Annotated in this window: 17 protein-coding genes; 3 read left to right on the forward strand and 14 right to left on the reverse strand. The window is 40.2% G+C overall.

The genetic code is table 11. From position 1 onward, the window contains the following. Positions 1-163: 163 nt before the first annotated feature. The 3 genes from Q0688_RS20670 to glyQ are packed head-to-tail and all read right to left on the reverse strand — an operon-like array spanning position 164 to position 3,619. Positions 164-607, reverse strand: coding sequence for a hypothetical protein (locus Q0688_RS20670; protein WP_299081916.1), 444 nt, complete (start codon positions 605-607; stop codon positions 164-166). Between the two features lie 37 nt (positions 608-644). Next, the gene (gene glyS / locus Q0688_RS20675) at positions 645-2,711 is read right to left on the reverse strand and encodes a glycine--tRNA ligase subunit beta (RefSeq protein ID WP_299081919.1); all 2,067 of its coding nucleotides are present in this window, start codon (positions 2,709-2,711) and stop codon (positions 645-647) included. 2 nt (positions 2,712-2,713) lie between these two features. Next, entirely contained in the window at positions 2,714-3,619 is a 906-nt protein-coding gene (glyQ, locus tag Q0688_RS20680; RefSeq protein WP_299081922.1) for a glycine--tRNA ligase subunit alpha, read from the reverse strand. A 143-nt stretch (positions 3,620-3,762) separates the two neighbouring features. On the opposite strand from glyQ, the gene Q0688_RS20685 reads away from it, so the two are divergent. After that, positions 3,763-4,344, forward strand: coding sequence for a DNA-3-methyladenine glycosylase I (locus Q0688_RS20685; RefSeq protein ID WP_299081926.1), 582 nt, complete (start codon positions 3,763-3,765; stop codon positions 4,342-4,344). A 60-nt stretch (positions 4,345-4,404) separates the two neighbouring features. Here the strand turns inward: Q0688_RS20685 and Q0688_RS20690 are convergent, their stop codons facing one another. From Q0688_RS20690 to Q0688_RS20700, 3 genes are all read right to left on the reverse strand, one after another. Then, entirely contained in the window at positions 4,405-4,845 is a 441-nt protein-coding gene (locus tag Q0688_RS20690; protein WP_299081930.1) for a DUF2489 domain-containing protein, read from the reverse strand. Between the two features lie 11 nt (positions 4,846-4,856). Then, on the reverse strand, positions 4,857-5,366 hold the full coding sequence (gene yihI, locus Q0688_RS20695; RefSeq protein WP_299081933.1) for a Der GTPase-activating protein YihI: 510 nt from the start codon (positions 5,364-5,366) through the stop codon (positions 4,857-4,859). 507 nt (positions 5,367-5,873) lie between these two features. Beyond that, a complete protein-coding gene (locus Q0688_RS20700; RefSeq protein WP_299081936.1) occupies positions 5,874-6,497 on the reverse strand; it encodes a c-type cytochrome in 624 nt (207 codons plus the stop codon). A gap of 440 nt (positions 6,498-6,937) precedes the next feature. On the opposite strand from Q0688_RS20700, the gene yihA reads away from it, so the two are divergent. Next, entirely contained in the window at positions 6,938-7,540 is a 603-nt protein-coding gene (gene yihA / locus Q0688_RS20705; protein WP_299081938.1) for a ribosome biogenesis GTP-binding protein YihA/YsxC, read from the forward strand. A 143-nt stretch (positions 7,541-7,683) separates the two neighbouring features. On the opposite strand, the gene polA is transcribed toward yihA, so the two are convergent. Further along, on the reverse strand, positions 7,684-10,434 hold the full coding sequence (polA, locus tag Q0688_RS20710) for a DNA polymerase I (RefSeq protein WP_299081941.1): 2,751 nt from the start codon (positions 10,432-10,434) through the stop codon (positions 7,684-7,686). 717 nt (positions 10,435-11,151) lie between these two features. Between polA and Q0688_RS20715 the strand changes: the two genes are divergently transcribed. Then, positions 11,152-12,603, forward strand: a complete 1,452-nt coding sequence (locus tag Q0688_RS20715; RefSeq protein WP_299081944.1) for a TrkH family potassium uptake protein — start codon at positions 11,152-11,154, stop codon at positions 12,601-12,603. Positions 12,604-12,640: 37 nt separating this feature from the next. On the opposite strand, the gene Q0688_RS20720 is transcribed toward Q0688_RS20715, so the two are convergent. From Q0688_RS20720 to Q0688_RS20750, 7 genes are all read right to left on the reverse strand, one after another. After that, complete coding sequence (locus Q0688_RS20720) at positions 12,641-13,075, reverse strand: excinuclease ABC subunit A (RefSeq protein ID WP_299081947.1); 435 nt, start codon at positions 13,073-13,075, stop codon at positions 12,641-12,643. A gap of 163 nt (positions 13,076-13,238) precedes the next feature. Continuing rightward, on the reverse strand, positions 13,239-13,721 hold the full coding sequence (locus Q0688_RS20725; protein ID WP_299081949.1) for a DUF3261 domain-containing protein: 483 nt from the start codon (positions 13,719-13,721) through the stop codon (positions 13,239-13,241). A 74-nt stretch (positions 13,722-13,795) separates the two neighbouring features. Beyond that, positions 13,796-16,018 carry a hypothetical protein gene (locus tag Q0688_RS20730; protein WP_299081952.1) on the reverse strand — a complete coding sequence of 741 codons (2,223 nt, stop codon included), beginning with the start codon at positions 16,016-16,018 and terminating at the stop codon, positions 13,796-13,798. 64 nt (positions 16,019-16,082) lie between these two features. Next, positions 16,083-16,628, reverse strand: coding sequence for an outer membrane lipoprotein carrier protein LolA (locus Q0688_RS20735; protein ID WP_299081955.1), 546 nt, complete (start codon positions 16,626-16,628; stop codon positions 16,083-16,085). A 31-nt stretch (positions 16,629-16,659) separates the two neighbouring features. Continuing rightward, positions 16,660-17,214, reverse strand: coding sequence for a hypothetical protein (locus tag Q0688_RS20740; protein WP_299081958.1), 555 nt, complete (start codon positions 17,212-17,214; stop codon positions 16,660-16,662). 3 nt (positions 17,215-17,217) lie between these two features. Then, complete coding sequence (locus Q0688_RS20745; RefSeq protein ID WP_299081962.1) at positions 17,218-17,460, reverse strand: acyl carrier protein; 243 nt, start codon at positions 17,458-17,460, stop codon at positions 17,218-17,220. Between the two features lie 69 nt (positions 17,461-17,529). Further along, positions 17,530-18,306: a 1-acyl-sn-glycerol-3-phosphate acyltransferase gene (locus Q0688_RS20750; protein WP_299081965.1), complete on the reverse strand. Its 777-nt coding sequence runs from the start codon at positions 18,304-18,306 to the stop codon at positions 17,530-17,532. Positions 18,307-18,337: the final 31 nt, after the last annotated feature.

The raw sequence follows: 18,337 nt of genomic DNA on the forward strand, positions 1-18,337 counted from the left end.
TTGCCCGAACTTACAATAGAATAACTATTGCTTCATTCGAGCGCCTTGATTAGGTGCTTTTAAATCTCGCTGAGTGACCAATTGTTAGGATGGCTTGGTATTATTTTTTCAAAACATAAAAAAGGCCGCTATTGCAGCGGCCTTATCTAGATTTTCACTAAAATCAATTTGTTATATTTTCGATTGAGACTTTAGGTCTGCCAAATCCATTAAAGTCTATTGTGAACTGAAAGGTACCGGATTCCGTAGGAGTAAAACGAAAATTCTCATCTGTGGTTTCGCAATTCGCACTAACAGTATCGCCAACCACTATAATCATATCAGACCTACTGGCATAGCCGCAGTTCATACCAGGCGTCCAATTAGCATCTGCAAATTTAAAATCGTAGGGCTGGCCATCGGCAATTAGTTCAATTGAGGTTGAGAATATCCTATCAGACAGCTCTACCAATTTATATTTATCATCTGCTTCCCACCAAGAGAACACTCCTCTTAGATAAAGGCCGTCGTAACCCTGCACCTTACTAAAGTTATCAATAGTATTAGTGGCACAGCCACTTAGTAAACTACTTAGAGCAAAAGCAGTGATAAAACCAATATTTCTCATATTTGCTTTACATCCAAAAAATGCGTAATGATTATAGTCAATTAAGAACCGAAATATCCGCACAGCACAAAAATACGTTTCTAAGCTTAGATAATAGCGATAAACGGTTTAGCTTAACGGCTTCATTATCCGCCATAACCATAACATTCTCAAAGAAACCATCAATTGGCTCCCTAAGTTCAGCTAGAACCACTAATGCATTAGTATAGTCAGACTGCTCAACCATAGGTCGAATACGTGCTTCTACCGACTCCAGGCTACGCGCTAGAGCTAATTCAGCTGGCTCCTGCAATAAGTCGGCATCAAAAGGAATATTTGCATTGTTTGCATTCTTAGCCAATATATTAGCTACACGCTTATTTGCCGCTGCTAAGGCTTCTGCAGAGGTCAATGTATTAAAGGACTTAACCGCTTCAACTCTGGCTGCAAAGTCTGCTGGTCGAGTAGGGCGATTAACTGCTACAGCTTGAATAACGCCTGCCGCAATACCTTGTTCTCCGTACCAGGCTCTAAATCTTGCCAATACAAAGTCAACAACATTGGTTTGAAGGTTTTCAGTTTTAATTTTTTCACCGAAAGTTGTAATGGATGCTTCGACTAAATCTACCAAGTCTAGGGGTAAAGACTTTTCTACTATTATTCGCAGCACCCCAATAGAAGCTCGGCGTAGCGCAAACGGATCTTTATCACCCTTAGGTGTTTGGCCAATGCCAAAAATACCGACTAAGGTGTCTATTTTGTCTGCTAGAGCAACACATGCACTAACATCAGAAGTAGGTAGGTTATCACCAGCAAAACGTGGCATGTACTGCTCATTCTGTGCCAAGGCAACCAGCTCTGATTCACCGTCTACTCTTGCATAGTGCATTCCCATTACGCCTTGAACATCGGGAAACTCCATAACCATATTCGTCATTAGGTCGGTTTTACATAATAAGCCTGCCCTATGTGCGGCTTCCTGATCAGCCCCTAGCATTTGAGCGATGATTTTAGCCATAGTGGCAATACGCTGTGATTTCTCGTAAAGGGTGCCTAACTGTTTTTGGAAAAGAATGGTTTTTAGACTTTCAACTCGCGATGCTAGCGTTTGCTTTTTATCGGTATTAAAGAAAAACTCAGCGTCGGCCAGTCTTGGGCGAATAACTTTCTCATTACCGGTAATTACCGTTTCAGGGTGCTTACTTTCTATATTGGTAATAAAGATAAACTTAGACTTTAGTAGGCCGTCTTCATCTAACAACGGAAAGTATTTTTGGTCATCTTTCATGGTGTAGATTAGCGCTTCTTTAGGCACAGCCAAGAAAGACTCTTCAAAATTAGCTACTAACGCAACTGGCCATTCTACCAATGAAGTCACTTCATCTAATAAGTCTTGGTTAATATCTGCAACGGCATTTTCTTGTTTGGCTTTAAGTTGGATCTGTTCCAAAATAATTGCCTTGCGGCGACTATGATCGGCAATAACATGTTGTTGTTCAAGTTGCTCTAAATAGTTATCTGCATGGTTTAGTTCAAAAGGTGCATCGCTGTGAAATCTGTGGCCGTTAATCAATCTAGCAGAGTCTACATCTAATACTTTACCTTGTATGAGGTCGCTGCCATACAGCATAGTGACAGTATGAATAGGGCGAATAAATTGTGTAGACTTTGCCCCCCAGCGCATAGGCTTAGGGATAGGTAGTGCTTTTAAAGCTTTTTCTACTAACACCGCAAGAAACTCGTTGATAGCCTGACCTTTGACTTGGGCTCTATACAGTAGCCATTCGCCTTTATCGGTTTTCAATCGCTCGGCTTGACTTATGTCAATTCCATTACCTCGGGCCCAACCTTGTGCTGCCTTAGTGGGTTCGCCATTTTGGTCGAATGCTGCTGTGATGGCGGGACCGCGTTTCTCAACATTTTTATCTGCTTGAAACTCACATAGCCCTTCAACCATGACGGCTAGACGCCTCGGTGACGCATACCAAATTACTTCACTGAATGTTAGGTCTTTGTCAGTAAATTCAGAGTGAATGTTATCTCTAAATGCTAAAGCCAATTTTGCCAACGATTTGGGTGGTAGCTCTTCTGTACCAATTTCAATTAATAGGTTATCAGTTCGCATGGCTACTTCTCCTTGTTACACATTGGAAAGCCAAGAGCTTCTCGTGCTTGGTAATAAGCATTTGCGCAAGCTTTTGAAAGGGCTCTCACGCGCAAAATATAGCGTTGACGCTCAGTTACCGAAATGGCGTGTCTGGCATCTAAAAGGTTGAATGCATGAGATGCCTTCATTACCTGTTCATAAGCAGGAAGCGGCAAATTAGCGGCTATCAGTTTTTCGCTGTCTTTTTCACATTGGTCAAATGTAGCGAATAACGCATCAACATCGGCGTGTTCAAAATTATAAGCTGATTGCTCGACTTCATTTTGATGGAATACATCGCCATAGGTCACTTTACCCATAGGCCCATCGGTCCAAACTAAGTCGTAAATACTGTCTACTTCTTGAATATACATAGCAAGACGTTCTAAGCCGTAAGTGATCTCGCCTGTTACAGGAGAACACTCAATGCCGCCTACTTGCTGAAAATAGGTAAACTGAGTGACTTCCATACCATTTAACCAGACTTCCCAGCCTAGACCCCATGCACCTAAAGTGGGGGATTCCCAGTTGTCTTCAACAAATCGAATATCATGCACTAGTGGATCGAACCCTAGTTCTTTTAACGAGCCTAAATATAACTCTTGGATATTGTCGGGCGAAGGTTTAAGCATGACTTGAAATTGGTAGTAATGTTGCAATCGATTGGGGTTTTCACCGTATCGACCATCGGTAGGACGTCTACATGGTTGCACATAGGCACTACTAATTGGCTCGGGACCAATTGATCTTAAAAAGGTCATGGGATGAAACGTACCGGCACCCACTTCCATATCTAGGGGTTGAATAATCACGCAACCTTGGCGGGCCCAATAATCTTGGAGCGCCAAAATAAGCCCCTGAAATGTCTTACAATCAAACTTTTGCATATGCTTTTGCATTTCCTCTGCCACAACTGGGCTTGCCAATAAATAAATTCTAAAAAAACGTCGGCAAGTATACCTTTTGTTCTTGACTCTATGTAGGCTTAAAGGCGACTAAAACCGCATTTTGAGCAAAAGTGGGCATTTAAATGGAAAAAATACGCTGTAGCTGGGTAGGTAAAGACCAGTGTTACCAAGATTATCATGACAATGTATGGGGCAGGGCTGTTACTGACAGCCAAGAATTGTTCGCAAAACTATGTTTAGATGGCCAGCAAGCGGGTCTAAGCTGGATCACCGTTTTAAAAAAACAAGCTAATTATGAAGCGGCCTTCTTTAATTTTGACCCTGTAAAAATAGTGACTTTAACCGAACGTGATGTCGAACGACTGATGTTAGATGCTGGCATCATTCGTAACCGTTTAAAAATACAATCTATCATTAAAAACGCTAAGGCATATTTAGCAATTGAGGCCAGTGGTACTTCATTTAATGACTATATTTGGCAGTTTGTAGAAGGAAAAACTCTGATCAATTCATGGCCCACAATGGCCGACGTGCCTACCTCATCGATACAATCTGACAGAATGGCAAAAGATCTTAAAAAACGTGGATTTTCATTTGTTGGCACCACCATTTGTTATGCCTTTATGCAGGCAGTGGGGATGCTAAATGATCATACAACAGACTGTTTTTGTTACCAAGCTAGTACGCAGGATGCAAAACTTTAGGCTTAATCTAGCCAAATTATATATTTCTGAGTGAGCACTTATTTATGGAGAATAATGGTATTAAATAGAAAAGGTCTTTAAAACGGCTACTTCGCCGAGAATCTGCGACGCTAATTGGGCTTCCCATTCTTCTCTTTGTATGTCTTGTTGCTTGGTTTGTATTTTAGACTGGGCTTTTCTGTCGTCATGAGTAGGTAAGTTTTTTATTTTATTGTAGAGAGTATAAAGCCCTACAAATTGCTCAGAAAAATCCGGTTTATCGGCTACAGGCAGGGCTTCGAGAAGATGGAACAACCTGATACAACCTTCGGATAAATTACACTGTTGTTGTTCAACGGCCATAGCGATAGTTTGAATGCTCTGTGAAATATTTTGGATTCTTTGTTGAGTATTTTGATTGCGCAACCGTTGCTGTCTTCTGAGTTTATACAGTAGAGAGCCGGCATAAAATCCTAAGCCGGCAACAATTGCTAGGGCAATGAGTAATAAAGTTAAATACATCACCTTGCTAATTAGTCTTTAAAGTCATTGATATCAATAGCTTCAAACTGTGAATATAGATCTGCTTGTTGTTCAGGCTCTGCACTAGGTTTTTCAGCTTCACCCTTTAAACCCAGCATGTCGCACAGTATTTTATGTCTGGCTAATGTCTTATCTACAAATTGCTGATCTTCTTTTGTAATCTTTTTTCCTAAATCTATTTTATCTAATAGTGTTGCCAAGCGGTCGTCTTGTTCGATGGCAGCCAGCTCTTGGGTAGGAGAAAAGTACTTAACTTTTTTCTCTGCTGAATGTTGCTCTTTTGTTTCTGCAACTAAGCTAACTGGCTTTTTACTGCCATGTCTTGGATCTTTATTGACCTTGACCGGTGCTTGTTGAACGGTTAGCGATTCGCTGTTGCGGCTTCCTGCGGGTTTACCTAGATGCTTTTTAACTCGTTTCTCAGTAGGCTTGCGTACGTTTGAAGATGTTTTGGAAACGCCAATTTTGCCAACTTTTCGAGATTTTTTTTGCCTAGCCATAAATCACCTGTGTAGGGCTTAATAATGGCCGTGATTCTACCTTAGTTTGCTAGGCTGTGTTGATTTTTCCTAAATTTTCTAGAAGGCAATGTTTAAGAGGGACGTTACAACGAGCAGAAGGTGAATTTTAGACAGAAAAAAAGCGATAGTGTTGCTATCGCCTTTTCAAAGATAAGAGTGTCATTTGACACTTCTCCCATACCATCTTCACTTATTATTATTTTTAACGAAGACCTTTTTATTATTGTGACATCTTCCTGATGTTTTATATTTCATCCTTGTTTCCCATGGTAATTTTATAATGCAAAATCAACTATTGTTGCCTTGCTACTTCCATGACAAGCAATGCGCTTGTGATTCCCTTTTGTTTTTATTTGCACGAGAGAATACAGCAATAACAAAAATTTACAACTTATTTACATTTAACTTTCAAAAAAAATGAACTTTCTTTTGGAATAACCAAATGCGACCAATAATCGGGTGAAAACTAGTCGCAACAACAACCGATTAATGCAGGCCAGCGACGTAGCTTGAAATTACTTCAATATCTTTGTCTGTCATTCTCTTAGCAATATCTGCCATCATACCATTTAGTGAGTTGGCTCTATCCCCAGAACGAAACGCCTTAAGTTGGGTGGCAATATATTCGGCATGTTGACCACTAATGTCAGGAAAACCAGACAAGCTAGTGCCGTTTCCTTTAGGGCCATGGCAAGCGATACAGGCTGTAATGCCGCGATCTAAATCGCCACCAACATACAGCTTATTGCCTAGCTCTATCGCGTCTTCTGACGCTTCACTTGGTGTCGCTTCCTGACTTGAGAAATATGCGGCCAAGTCGAGAATATCTTGCTCTGATAACACGGCCGACATGCCGTTCATGACAGCATTATTTCGACCTTCTTTGCCGTCAGTTTGGCCAGCTAACTTAAACTCTGTTAATTGCTTGGCCAAATAATTAGCGTGTTGACCCGCAATTTTAGGATTCATGGCTAAAGCACTATTTCCATCTGCCCCGTGGCATGCACCACAAGTAACAGCTTTGGTTTTACCCTTTTCAGCATCACCTTGTGCAAGCGCACTCGTACTAAAACCTACAAATAAACAGACTAGCAGACCTATATTTTTCATCATTATCTCATTAAGCATTTGATTAATTGGCTATTCTTACAACAGTTATTTGGGTATTTTACACATTTACGCCGCCAGTAAAATAAATTCATTCGATAACTTGCGATTTTGTCTAAATTTTAAAGTGCATAACGATTCTACTTTTCCCTGATATAATGCCTCTAACTTAATCCGAATTCGGGATAAGGAATGCCAAAATTAGCAAATTTATAATTATATTTCAAAGGGTTACCTTAACTTGAATTAAAGTAATCATTAAAATTATGGGTAAGTGGTGCTATTTTTGTTCTTATCGAGGCGTTCATTATGTTGTGTAGTCACTCTACACCCATGATAGACAACGAAGAAATGGGCAAAAATAGCGCTACTTACAGGCGTTGCTTATCCCGTATGGGTTAATTAGTAAAAACAATAGTTTTGCAGCGTTTTCAGGAGTCGCAGTGAGTCATTATAGTCAAGCAAAATTTAGTATCAGTGCCCCTGATATTTCGCACCTAGGACCAGACGAGGGGATCGAGATTGCCTTTGCTGGGCGTTCAAATGCCGGTAAATCGAGTGCCTTAAATAAGCTAACGCGGCAAAAAGGCCTAGCAAGAACTAGTAAGACCCCTGGCCGGACACAGTTGATCAATGTGTTTCAGTTAGATGAAAACCGCCGCTTAGTGGATTTGCCGGGCTATGGATACGCAAAAGTACCTATCGACATTAAAAAGAAGTGGCAAAAGTCCCTAGGTGAATATTTACAAAAAAGGGAAAGTATAAAAGGGCTAGTGGTCTTGATGGATATTCGTCATCCCTTCAAAGATCTAGATCAAGAATTAATTCACTGGGCAGTAGCGGCAGATTTACCCGTACTTGCACTGTTAACTAAAGCCGACAAGCTGAAGTCTGGTAAGCGTAAAAATCAGTTGATGATGGTTCGCGAAGCCGCCCTGGCTTTTTGTGGTGATGTGACAGTTGAAGTGTTTTCGTCGCTAAATGGAATTGGCCTAGAGAACTTGCAACAGAAGTTAGATGTTTGGTATGGCTATGATCTGACCTGAGTAACTGGCAGCCATATTTTAGATAAAAAAAACCCCACTAAAAAGTGGGGTAAAACACATAGAGACACACATAAACTGTACATAAGAGGCTAGACCAAGCACAAAGTTCAAAATTACTTTTTATTTCTATGAAAAGGCAGAGATTAATGAGCTTCATCCCAGTTTTCGCCCACACCTGCTTCAACTATTAGCGGTACGTCTAGCTGCACAGCTTGCTCCATTAAACAAATAATCTTATTTTTAAATTCTGATAGCTTAGATTCTTTAATTTCAAAAACCAGTTCGTCGTGTACTTGCATGATCATGCGTATGTCGTCATGGGGTAGTGTTTCTATCCAGTTATCGACGGCTAACATGGCCTTTTTGATGATATCTGCCGCAGTGCCCTGCATAGGTGCATTGATGGCTGCCCGTTCGGCGCCTTTTCTGCGCATACCATTACTGGCATTAATTTCAGGTAAGTATAATCGTCTGCCAAATACAGTTGAAACATAGCCTTTTTGTTTGGCAAGTTGTCTAGTGTCTTCCATATAAGTTAAAACAGACGGATAACGCTCAAAATACAGATCCATGTATTTTTGAGCATCATGCCGCGGGATATTGAGCTGTTTAGCTAAGCCAAATGCGGACATACCATAGATTAGCCCGAAATTGATGGCCTTAGCATTTCGGCGTTGTTCAATACTGACTTCTTCAAGAGGGGTATCAAATACTTCTGATGCAGTGGCTTTATGGATGTCTTGACCGGTTGCAAAAGCTTTCAGTAAACCCTTGTCACCTGACAAATGCGCCATAATTCGCAATTCGATTTGGGAGTAATCTGCCGCGACAATTTTATAACCTGGTCGAGCAATAAAGGCTTGTCTTACGCGGCGACCCTCTTCCGTGCGGATAGGAATGTTTTGTAGATTAGGCTCAGTAGAGGACAATCTACCCGTTGCCGCTATGGCTTGATGATAGGAGGTATGCACTCTACCAGTGCGAGCATTAATCATTGTTGGCAATTTATCGGTGTAAGTGTTTTTTAACTTACTTAGCCCACGATATTCCATCAACAATTTGGGTAAAGGATAATTGATGGCCAATTCTTGCAATACTTCTTCTGCAGTTGATGGTGCGCCTTTAGGGGTCTTTTTAAGAACTGGTAAATCCATCTTTTTATAGAGTATTTCTTGTAATTGCTTAGGAGAGCTTAAGTTAAACTCCTCTCCTGCAAGCTGATGTACTTCATTCTCTAAGGCTACAATACGGGTTGCTAAATCTTGACTTTGTTGCGCCAGTTTTTGACTATCGATAAGCACACCAAACTGTTCCATCTTGGCTAAAACAGGTACCAAGGGCAGCTCGATTTCCTCAAACACACTCACTAAATTTTGTTCTGTGCTTAGTTTTTCCCAAATAGTGTGATGCAAGCGAAGGGTTATATCTGCATCTTCGGCTGCATAAGGAGCAGCTTTCTCTAGAGGGATTTGATTAAACGTAATTTGCTTGGCGCCTTTACCAGCAATATCTTCATAATGAATAGTGGTTTCGCCTAAATATGTTTGCGCCAAGCTATCCATATCGTGACGCGTGGCAACACTATTCAATACATAAGACTCAAGCATGGTATCAAATGTTATGCCCTGCAAATTAATATTGTAATTAGCCAATACATTTTTATCGTATTTTAGATGTTGTCCGACTTTCCTAATTTCAGGATCCTCTAATAAAGGTTTAAGTAAGGCCAGTACTTGGGCTCTGTCTAGTTGTTCTGGAGCATCTAAATAATCATGGGCAACAGGTACATAGGCAGCTTCGCCTGGTAATATTGAAAATGACACCCCCACTAATTCGGCATCCATATAATTTAAACTGGTTGTTTCGGTATCAAATGCAAATAGGTCGGCTGTTTTAAGTTTCTCTAACCAGATCTCAAAATCGGCTTGGGTTAAAATAGTTTGATAATCACTACTGTCTGACTTTGGCGCTTCTGAATCTATTGGCTGCGAAATCGAGTCTGATGAAAAACTTGCTGCCTTTTGCTGGGTCTCTGCCAATAAGCGTTTTAGTTCAAACTGGCTACTTAATGCGATGAGCTTGTCAAAATCTATTTTGGATGGTTTTATGTCTTGTACGTTTTCAGGTAAATCAACGTCTAATTTTATTGTGGCTAAGTCGTAGGATAGAGGCAAATGGCTTAATGCGTTACGTAGATGCTCACCCACTTTGCCTTTTACTGTGTCGGCATTCGCCATAACTTGTATTAGTGAACCATGTTCTGCCAACCACTTCGCGGCTGTTTTAGGTCCACATTTATCCACGCCCGGAATATTATCTACCTTGTCACCCATTAGCGCCAAATAGTCGATTATTTGGTCTGGTCGTACAGCAAATTTTTCTATTACTCCCGCTTCGTCCATTTCCACATTGGTCATTGTATTTATCAGTCGCACATGAGGTGTAACCAGTTGTGCCATATCCTTGTCGCCGGTAGATATAACGGTTTCTATACCTAGTCTAGATGCCTGACTAGCAAGGGTGCCTATCACGTCGTCTGCTTCGACACCTTCGATCACTAACAAAGGTAATCCCATTGCTTGGATAATTTCATGTAAAGGCGCAATCTGAGTTCTAAGATCGTCTGGCATAGGTGGACGGTTGGCTTTGTATTCAGGGTACATATCACTACGAAAGGTTTTCCCTTTAGCATCAAACACCACCACTATATTGCCGTGAGGGTAATCTTTTTGCAGGCTCTTTATCATGTTTAATACGCCTGTAATTGCCCCAGTAGGTTGCCCCCAAGAAGTGGATAACGCTTGCAAATAGGGCACATGATAGGCTCTGAATAAATATGAAGAGCCGTCCACTAATATTAGTGGGGTAGAGAGAATTTCTGTGTCAGATGCCATAAAGTGAGCCCATATAATTGTTTGATTAGATTATACATTGTAGAGAATGTCATTAGTGCCGAAATATACCACTAATCCACCGCTAACTCTGTGGATAAGTATGTAGATAATGTATTAGATGATTAAACGTTTGAGAGATATTGGTATTGAAATAAAATATAAATATTTTTAATAAACAGATAGATACAGGTATTTTTAGCAATCAAATAAAGTAACACTGTAAGATACTAATTCTGTGGATAAATTTTAAAAAGAATAAGCGCTTATTAAAAACCAAGATAGAAGATACACAGATCTCTAATGGGATAAAAGAATTATTTTAAGTCGTCTTTTTAACAAAGTGATACAAAAAATTATAAGCCTTGATTGGCGTATTCTGCAGCCTAATTTCGCAATGCCCTGTGATACCTTTTGTCATAAAACCATGTTTGTTAGTGCTTACATACTAACTTGTTTCCTTTAAAGTCATGCAATCACACATTGTTATTCGAATTTTTCGAAATATAGTCGACCTTAACAGTCATTCTGTTATCTTATTAAAATAATACACGACTTTCACTCTGTACGCCTATATTTTGAGTTAGGTTCTGATGTGATCTCTAGAAAGTAATAATGATAACAACTGTTAAACCAATGAGTTACTCCAAATTAAACTACTTATCTCCGAGCTCGTCATATGCATTATATGGCCGCACTATTTTGGGTAAAATCTAACTCATGCAGTATCGCACTATTATTCGAATTTTAGGGCTACTTGTAGCCCTGTTTAGTGTCACCATGATCCCACCAGCATTAGTGTCGGTTATATATGAAGATGGCAGTGGTTTGCCTTTTATATTGGCCTTTATTTTATGTCTAATTACCGGGTTGCTTATTTGGTATCCCAATAGACGCTTTAGATATGATTTGCGGGCCAAGGAAGGGTTTCTCATTGTTGTGTTATTTTGGACTGTTCTGGCAAGTTTTGGTGCATTGCCTTTTTTGTTATTAGAACAGCCTCAAATGTCAACAACCGATGCTTTTTTTGAAGCCTTCTCAGGTCTAACCACGACTGGTGCAACAGTTATCGAAGGTATAGATTATTTGCCGAAGGCAATTCAATTTTACCGTCAACAATTACAATGGCTAGGGGGGATGGGGATTATTGTTCTCGCCGTGGCAATATTACCTATCTTGGGTGTAGGTGGTATGCAGTTATATAGAGCAGAAACCCCAGGCCCAGTTAAAGACTCTAAAATGACCCCCAGAATAGCGGATACAGCTAAACATCTTTGGTATATCTACCTGTCTCTTACTATTGCTTGTGCTTGTGCTTTTTGGTCAGTGGGTATGAATTGGTTTGATGCCATTTGTCATGCGTTCTCAACCATAGCTATTGGTGGTTTTAGTAACTATGATGCCAGTTTAGGTCATTTTAATAGTGTGGGTGTAAACATAGTTTGCGTGATATTTTTATGGATTGCGGCCCTCAATTTTGCGTTACATTATGCTGCGGCTAGTGGGCGCTCATTAAAAGGGTATTTTTATGACCCTGAACTAAAAGCGTTTTTTGTTATTCAAATAAGTTTGGTACTGATTTGTTTCTTCGTATTGATTCAATTTAGTTGGTTTTCAGATGCTAGCATAGCGTTTGATCAAGCTTTGATACAGTCTGTTTCTGTTAGTACTACGGCAGGATTTACTACGACCGATTTCTCTAATTGGCCGGTGTTTTTGCCTATTATGCTAATTTTTTCAAGTTTTATTGGAGGATGTGCCGGCTCGACTGGTGGTGGCCTAAAAGTTATTCGGGTCTTTTTGTTGTATTTACAAGGTAAAAGAGAAGTTGACCGTTTAATCCATCCTAAAGCTGTGTATTCGGTGAAGTTAGGTGAAAGAGCTTTGCCAGATAGGGTCGTAGAAGCGGTGTGGGGCTTTTTCTCAGCCTATGCGATGATTTTTGTGATTATTATGGTGGGACTCATTGCCACAGGAATGGACGATGTCACAGCCTTTAGTGCGACTGCCGCCACATTAAATAATTTGGGACCGGGTTTAGGTGAAGTAGCTGCAACCTATGCAGATGTGAGCGATGGTGGAAAGTGGATGTTAATAGCTGCAATGCTCTTTGGGCGTTTGGAAGTGTTTTCGTTATTAGTGTTATTTTCGCCTACATTCTGGCGTAGTTAGGTAAAAAGAGCTTCTACAATTAGAAGCTCTTTAATGATTAAGGTAATTTTACGATATCAGCTTTAAGTGCCACGCCAGCAATAACATTGCCTGCGCCACATTCAAACTCTGTTCTGCTAGAAAACTCATTATGTTTGTAGTTAGATTTAATATTGACTACAGCATTCATACCTTCTTTTTCTGCTCTTTCTTGCAGTGCTTTTATCGCCGATAAGAACGCCCATTCACAGGCTTCTTTGTCAGACTTACCAAATGCATTGGTTTTTTTGTTGGTGGTTATACCTGTCTGCTTGCGAAGTGGTTTAGGAAAGGATTGGTCTGCAAAATACAAAGGAATATCATATAGAGCTTGTTTAGCCTTGTCAGTTTTCATTAATTCATCGAGCGAGAACTTGTGTCTGTCGTCTCTCGCCATCGCTGGTGACGCTAAAAACAAGCAGCCAGTAATACAAGCGATTAATATCTTTTTCATGTCAATTTTCTCCTTAAACTTTGAATAGGTCGTGATAGAAATGGGCTTAAGCTAGGTGTTTTTAATTTTGCATAAGCTTTAATTAATTGCACAATAACCAAACGGCTAACCCACTTAATTCTTATATTAAATTTTCTTGGTTAGAAATACTAGGTGACTTGGCTTAATCGACTTTTATTTGCTGCAGTGTTTCAATTTTAATTTGGTAGTGATCAATATAATGGGTCATTAGATTGTACTGAGGGGTATGCACCATGCTAAAGATACGGGTGTTGTCACGAAAGAAATTCCGCTGTTGTTGATCTTCCGGTGAATTCACCAGATCTAAATTTTTGAGGCCAAGTTGAATATTTTCCATCGGCCAATTAGCTAATTGGTAGTAGGCCAGTATCACTTGCGCTTCAATGTCTTTTGTAGGTAGGTTGTTTTTTATTTCTAGTCCAGATTCATCTGACCAGGTTAAGTTAAACAAGACTAATCCAGCCGCCGACAATCCCACCATGTTTATTTGATTGGAACCTAATTCTGTTTGCAGTAATAGCTCATGATTGCCTTGAGGTGTAGTTACCGTTAGCTTTTGTAAACTCGATTGTCCCCACATGTCTTTTGGTACTGCTTGTAGATAGTATTGGCTATATTTATCCAAATAAATAGCCGTGCCGCGCGGTGCTATGGAAGAGCAGGAGGATAATAATATTATGCAAAGCGCTAGAGTAATTTTCAAACTTGGTTTTTGTCTCTATTGAGTAGTGAAGGTGGCAATAAGTAACACAATAACCAGCCTAGTGTTACACCCAATAAAACAGTTAAGCCAAATTGCCAGATGGCTGGGGTCTTACTGAAAACCATAATACCAAATGCCAAGCCTGAGGTTGTGGCAGAAAGAAAAATAGATTTCAATACATAATTAAGTCGTCCGTGCTCCCTTAGAAAAAATACATAGTCCACGTTCAGCGCTAAAATCAATATGCAGCCTAGTAAATTGAATATGGTTACCGAACCCGTAATTAATTGGGTAATTGCCAGTGCGCTAAAGGCAACCAAAATAGGTAAGGCAGACAGTCTTAGGCCAATACAAATAGGGTAGCGAACTAGCATTATGATAATCAAAGCCACCACAGCCATGGTTAGAAAGATTAAAATGTACTGTCTTAATTGGGTTAATGCGGCGCTATATTGGGCTGGTTGGTCGTAATATTGAATGGGAAAATCCAATTGTACTTGAATATTTGTTAATAACTCAGTTTCAAGTGGGCCCATATAACTTAAAATGCCAACAACCTCATTACCTTGCTCCACAAAAGCGGGATACATCTGCCTTATAAACTGAGGTAGTTGGCCTTCAGTTAACCAAGCATCTGATTCAGTTAGCAATCTGTCTACTATCTTTGGCTCTATCATATTTACTATGGAGCTTAACTTCTGTTGAGTGATGCCTTCTTTAAGCCATTGTGAGTTGGCTTTTTGCGTTGCAATAGAGGGTAACCACAAGTCCAAACCTTTAAGTTCGAATGCCGAATCGGTCAAGTTTTGTATTTGGGTGCGAGTTTGTTCAAATCGCTGCAAGATTTGTTCTGTATTTTTACCTTTAATACCGATGAACCTAGGATATTGTTGGTTTCCTACTAGTTGACTAACGAGCACCTCGTTATCAATTAAATGTTGTGGGGTGCTATTGAACATGTTGATATCGTCTTCAAAATGCCAATGGGGAACCGCTACAAGGCCGCACAAAACCAACAAAGCTAATAGCAGTTTAAAGCCTTTAGGCGGTGTGGTAGACGAGTCTGCTTTGGGCTGCTCGTTTTTAAGATTGCCAGACCACCAAGTGATCACGCTCAGCCCGGTGAAAATGGCAAAAAACAACCCTGTTCCCACAAATACGGCTACTTGTTGCAACAACATAATGGGTAATAACAACAACAACAAATAACTGAGCAAAGTTGTGCCCGCGCCCATTAACAAGGCAGGCGCTATATGTTTGGCTAAATGCGTGCCTCGTAACCCCGTATATTTTGCAGCAAACATGATGTGATAGCCGTAGTCTACTGCGATACCAATCAAGCTGATGGCAAATACCAGCGCTAATAAATGAATTTGCTCAAAAACCAGCACTAGCGCAGTCATGCCTGCAAGCATCGAAGCGCTAATTAACACCAAGATACATAGCAAGGGCCGTAAGTTTCTAAAACTCAAGAAGGTCAAAAGCAATACCCCAATCAATGACAGGGTACTGAATAATTGCATCTCAAATTCGATCTGCTGGGTGACTGCTGCGCTATGAAATGCTAGACCACTTTTAATGATGGTATTGGCAGCGTTTTGGTTATCTTGAGATAGCAACTGGTCAATTTCTTGAATAGTAGAAACCACAAGATCAAGCTGGATCGCAGCGGGTACAAACTCAATAAATAACGGGTAATAACGCAATCCTTGGCGCTCAATAAATAGCAACTCTTGATCTTGCTGCCATAATGATTGGTTTAATTGTGCACTAAACCAATCGGCCACATTTAACAAAGGTGCCTGAGTAATGCTCATGGTCACTAAAGGGTTGCTGGGTTGACTCAAAAGCTGCATATAGCGCTGAATAAGATAGTCGTAGTCATTGTTGTCTTTAGCGATTTTGGCCTTTTCACTTAGCAACGCAAGAGGAAAACGACTGTAGCTGGCAACGAGTTGCTTGATATCTAGGTTGTCAATGGGATTAAAGCTGACCAGCTGGATGGCCGACTGTTGGGCTAAATCTTTTTGTAATTGTCGCAGGTAGGTCTTGCTTTTGGTGGTGTTATTGAGTTGCAACAGTAATAGCGCTTTATTTTCAAAGGGGGCGCGAGCCGCCTTGGTTAGTGCGCCGCTATTGTCACCCATATTTAGCATATTGAAAATATTGGTATCAAATTTTATTGAGCGGTTAAAACTGTGGTAGAGCAATGTTGCCATACATAACAGCGAGATAAATAACCAACTATATAACAGGCGGGACCGAGTGAGTTTCACTATTATCTTAGTCCTGAGTATCGGCTAAACTGTTTTGGCTTAGTAATATGGTGGTGTAATTGCCTTGGGGTTCGTACAGGGTTATTTTTTGAATACCTTGCTCACTTAGTAGCAAGGTGATTCTCTCAAATATTTGTGAGATTTGTTGTACCTTAGGGATAAGAGTAAGGGTGTTCTCTTGTTGCGTTAGGGTGAATTGTTGCTGCAAACTTTGTTGTTGGCCGCTAAATAATGCCAATAATAACTCACTAAATTGAGCGTTATTGGTGAGTGTTTTAAAGTTACCATCTGGCTGACGTTCAGACACGCCTTCAGAGGTGATTTTGAGTTCACTTACCAATGGTAATTTTGTATTCCATACTAAACCGATATTTTGTTGATAATGATAATTGCCTTTGGTAACAAAAGGTTGGCTCAACACTTTTAGGTGTTTTTGTTGGATAAACTGCCCTTGTTGATCACCTGATGCGTCCAGACTAAGGCTAGGTGAGTCGGCGCTGCTAGAATGGGCCGAGAAAAACAAAAGCATTAAAAATAATCTCAATTTTATCATGGACTCTGTCTTCCTGTGTTAGAAGCTGCCTTCATTTGATGGCATCTTTATATTTGAATCTCTTGCGTGCTAACCACTCGACGCCACCTATAACAGCCATTATACAGTATGAAATAAAGCCATTATAAAGGGTCCAGCTAACAATATCGCTATACACAGCGGTATAAAAAGCTATAGCTCCATTGATAATAAAAAAGCCGCACCAAATCATGGTCACTTTACGGGTGTAGGATATTGCACTTGGTGGCAATTCGGGTTCTCGAATGCGAGCAATACGCTCAATTACATTTTGTTTGGAATAGAGAGACCCAGCAAAGATGCCTAAAAACAATAAGCTGGTTGCTACAGGATAAAAACGAATGCCGCCGGTAGTATCGGTAATCAACGAATAACCTAAGACCAAAACAATGCTGGCGATAAAAAATTTGATATATGATTTTTGGATCATAACTGAATGACCAAACTTATAGCGCAATAGTAGAATAGCAATTAGGCCGCCCGCTACTAAGTTGGGTGAGCCATACCTTAAACCCAAGTAGGCAATCACTGGGTAAAGTACCGCCAAAATACCTACTAAAAACGCCATGTTTTAGGCGCCTTGCAACTGTTGTAATTCGTTGACTACATCGCCTACAGTGCGTATTTTTTTAAAGGCTTCGGGTTCGATATCCAAATTTGTTAGCTCACGCAACTTCACCATTAAATCTATTGCGTCGATACTGTCTAGTTCAAGTTCCTCATATAAATCCGTTTCACGAGTGATCATGTTTTCGGGTAACTCAAAATAGTTCACTAAGAGGTTTTTTAATTGCTGAAAAAGTTGCTGCTTCATTAAGGCTCTTCTGTATAAAAGATTACTTTAGGCTGGTCTGTCCAGTCGTTTCTAAGCAAAGTTTAGCATTTATAGCTTAGGATCAAAATGTGCTAATTCATCTGAGAAGATTTCTTGTAAATCTCGGGTTAATTTTCGTACCGACAAACTGATATTATGTTGTAGATAGGGGTGTACATCAAATTCCTCGAGTACGGTTAAATCTAGATGTATTTGCCTAGCTGGGATCCTATACCAAGGCCAACCCTTAGTGAGGCCTGGAGGTGAAACCTTAATCAACGTACGTTGAAAATTAGCTTTAGAGCGTAAAGCTAAATTGGCAGCACCTCGTTGAAAACTAAGAGCTTTACCGGGTGTAGTGCGGGTGCCTTCCGGAAAAATAATCAAATTGCTGCCTTGATCCAAGGAATTTCGGCAGTCTTCAATTAAATTTTCGGGGTCTGCGTTATTCAGGTAACCGGTATTGATTAATACCCCTTTGGTAAAAATATTCTTCCACAGGGATTCTTTTACGACACAATTGGCATCTGGTATCAATGAAATCAACACCACTACATCCACTAGGCTTGGATGATTGGCAATCACAATCTTGCCCTTGAGATTAGCCAGTTTTTCTATATTGTTGGTGGTGACTTTGACCACACCCACCCAATACATTAGCCAAATGAAAAATTTAAAGCTTTTGTGAACGGCATAACGGCAGGCTCTATTACGAGTTTGCTCATCTCGGTGTTTTAGGCGATACAGGGGAAGCCAAAATATCGCCATTAATAAACCACTTAGGCCAAAAACACTAAAACAAAATGCGGTTGCAAAAAAACGCCAAATTTTACTTATGTATGTCAAAAACAAACTCCGTCATTGTGGTGTGTACTCC

The organism is uncultured Paraglaciecola sp. (assembly GCF_937123705.1).
Classification (GTDB): Bacteria; Pseudomonadota; Gammaproteobacteria; order Enterobacterales; family Alteromonadaceae; genus Paraglaciecola.